This window comes from Thiolapillus sp., assembly GCF_048562965.1.
Classification (GTDB): domain Bacteria; phylum Pseudomonadota; class Gammaproteobacteria; order Chromatiales; family Chromatiaceae; genus Thiolapillus; species Thiolapillus brandeum_A.
In genome coordinates this window covers 1-2,940 of record NZ_JBHNMF010000411.1, presented here as the reverse complement: position 1 = coordinate 2,940, position 2,940 = coordinate 1, and the positions used below count along the sequence as shown (strand labels likewise).

Below are 2,940 nucleotides of genomic sequence, written 5' to 3'. Positions count from 1 at the left end.
CTACGACACGCTTCGGTCCGAAAATAACAGCTGGGCCCCACCCTACCGAAATTCGGGATTGAATGGATGTCAGCGAAATAATGGTCTTACCCATACCCATACCCATATCAAGCATCGCCCAAGGATTGCCCTTCAGGTAATCGACCGATCGCCGCTGGTACGGTCTCAGGTTCTCAATTGTTCGCATTAGCCTATACCTCCTCAATACTCGTGCACACGTCCACATACTTAACCTCAGTCCGCGGGGGCGTAGCGGTGCTCTCCTCCAACGACATTCGTGCCCTGTACAGGCACACGGCTTTCATGAACTGAAGTTTCACAGATACATCCGGAGCTGTATGCCACGGCCATAGTGTAAGCACCCGCGCGCCGCGCTGGCGTAGCAGATCGTGCTGATGCACCTGCCTCGGCGTGAGCTTACCTTTCGTAGACTTAAGCTCAACAAACCAGATACCTTCAACCAACACCTCACGAATCCACGTACCCGGGGGGAAGAATACAATCCTATCCGGTACCCCCGCATTCCCGGGTGATACCCATTTATAGCTCAACCCGCCCAGGCGCTTCACTATCTTTCCGAATTTTGCTTCAAACGTACTTTCTTTCATAACTTTGCATACCTCTTAGTAACGCTGATGGAAGCATCCCGACGGATGCCTATTGCCCAGCTGGGATTGAGGCACATGATATCTGCCACCTCCAGCGCGTGTTCAAAAACTTCATCTGTGTACACCTCACAGACTACCTCATCATGCACGTGCATGACGGTATCCACCCCCGGCAGCCTTTCTAGCTCATTCAGCGAGAACGCCAGCAGATCATACGCGATACCCTGCACAATGTTGTTGAACAGCTTTGATCCGTACAGAGACGCTACTTTACCTTCCCTCGACGTGTAGACGTAGCCATACCCCTGCTCACTGTTCCTGAATTCCCGGTAGACTATCTCCCGACCTGAGGGCAGCCGGGCAATCAACGCTGCTTTATCCCCCAGCCAGGGTTTCAGACACAGTGTAACAGGCAGCTTAAGCGGGGCAGGGAATTCTACCCCGTAAGCACCCGTAACCCTGTCCCTCAGCAGATCATCTAAACCCTGCCAGGCACCCGCTACAATCGGGTACAAAGCCCGATACGCACGTACAGCCGCCTTGGCTTCTTCAGGACCAATCTCTTTCGATACCTTCGTCGCTGCCTGTATCCCACCGCCATAGTTAAAGCCCAGCACCAGGGGCTTGACGAAGCTGCGCTGGTCTTTTGACACCTGATCTTCAGGCACCTGAAAGAACGCTGCCGCAAACACCTTATATACGTCATGACCCCCCACAATCACTTCATGCAGTTTCGGATCCCCGGTGAGTGCCAGTGTAATCCGTGGCTCGATGCTGGACATATCACTGACCAGCAAACGTTTACCCTTTGGTGCCCGGATCATGTGACGGACACCTTCACCCAACGCTTTCATCTGCTTAGAAACAGCTTCCGAATTCATCAGAAGTATCTCATGCGGCTCAAGTGCATCGATTCTCGTTTTAATTGCCAGCGCTTCAGCTTTTACGGAAGTCGCATCACTCTTTTTCATGTTGTGTATCTGAAGACCGTAGCTGCTGTACCTACCGGTTTGCGTGCCCTCATACATATAGGACCCACGTACCCGATCATCTGTGCACAACATATTCAGCCCAACCCGGTACTTCAGTGTGGATTTTTCCTGATGGACCTCGTAGAGATCCACGATCTCCTTCATCTCAGCATCTTCGTCTGGAACAGCTCTGCGAATGTCATCAATACCCCCCGTTTCAGGGCGATACCCCTTCTTCTCCAGAAAGGCTTTCATGCTCGCAGGCGCGATTTTACACTTCAACACCCGATACAATGTATCAGACGCATAGCCATGCGCACCCACTGAAAGCTCTGAAGCTGCCTCACAGAACCCCTTATCGATAGGGATCCCTCTGCTATTGATCTCCCAGTGAGTCACCCACGATGCCCAGTCCACAGAGACAACACCACTCAGCGCGTAATACAGATCCCGACACGCCAGCACATCAAACCGGCAATACCGGGAAAACAGGTCTATGTCTTCCTGCTCATCAAAGCCCAGCTGCTGCTGTACCTGTGGCGTGCAAAACTTTTTCATGAGCCGGTCGATGCCGCCCATCTTCTGATGCTCCAGCCCCACCGCTTCTGCCGCCCGGGAAAGCTTCCCCGGGAACCCTGCGATACGTGACATGACCATGGTGCACCGCCACTTTCCTTTTGGAATGTCGGGCACAAGGAACCGGCGGACAACTTCAGCGTCAAACTCTGCATTGTGCGCTACCAGAACATCCGCTTCATGCAGGAACTGAATGAAATCCGAAAACGGGTTAACGCCACTGTTCCACGTTACTATAGCCTCTGAGTAATCATTCCAGGTATACCCCACGCACACAATCCGCGTACTGGGATGTTCCAGGTACTTGTAAGACCCAACGGCTTTTATATCGAGCTCAGAATACGTCTCGAAATCGAGATACAACGTCTTCATAACATTCTCCTGAAACCCCGGTACCTGCGCACCGGGGGCTGACGTTAGTCGAACTTAAGACCCGGGTCCGCAGGGACTGCGGGTGGGATAGGCTGACCGTTATGATCTACCGGCCAGGCGTTAGCGGGCGCGGGGGGTGCCGGGGGCGCTGGAGGCACAGGAGGCGCGTAGACCGGGGGCACTGAAGCCGCTAGAGACGCGGGCGGCGCTGGAGGCACAGGAGGCGCGTAGACTGGCGGCGAGGCAACGGGCACTGGCGGCGCTGGCGGCACGTAGTCGGCGGGTGCCGCCGCGGGTACAGGTGGGATTGGCTGTCCGTTTATATCGTACCTAAGCGCCGGGGGTGCTGTATCGCGTGGCGCTGGCGTGACTGCCCCGTACACGGACGTGGTTGCCATCTCTGCGAGCTCATC

General features: G+C 54.6%; 2 protein-coding genes. Both read right to left on the bottom strand.

The genetic code is table 11. The features are described from left to right. Positions 1-187 (bottom strand): hypothetical protein (locus ACOCD2_RS15600; protein WP_419625777.1); only part of this gene is annotated, 187 nt, incomplete at its 3' end. Between the two features lie 417 nt (positions 188-604). Continuing rightward, the gene (locus tag ACOCD2_RS15595) at positions 605-2,518 is read right to left on the bottom strand and encodes a DNA polymerase (RefSeq protein WP_419625776.1); all 1,914 of its coding nucleotides are present in this window, start codon (positions 2,516-2,518) and stop codon (positions 605-607) included. Positions 2,519-2,940: the final 422 nt, after the last annotated feature.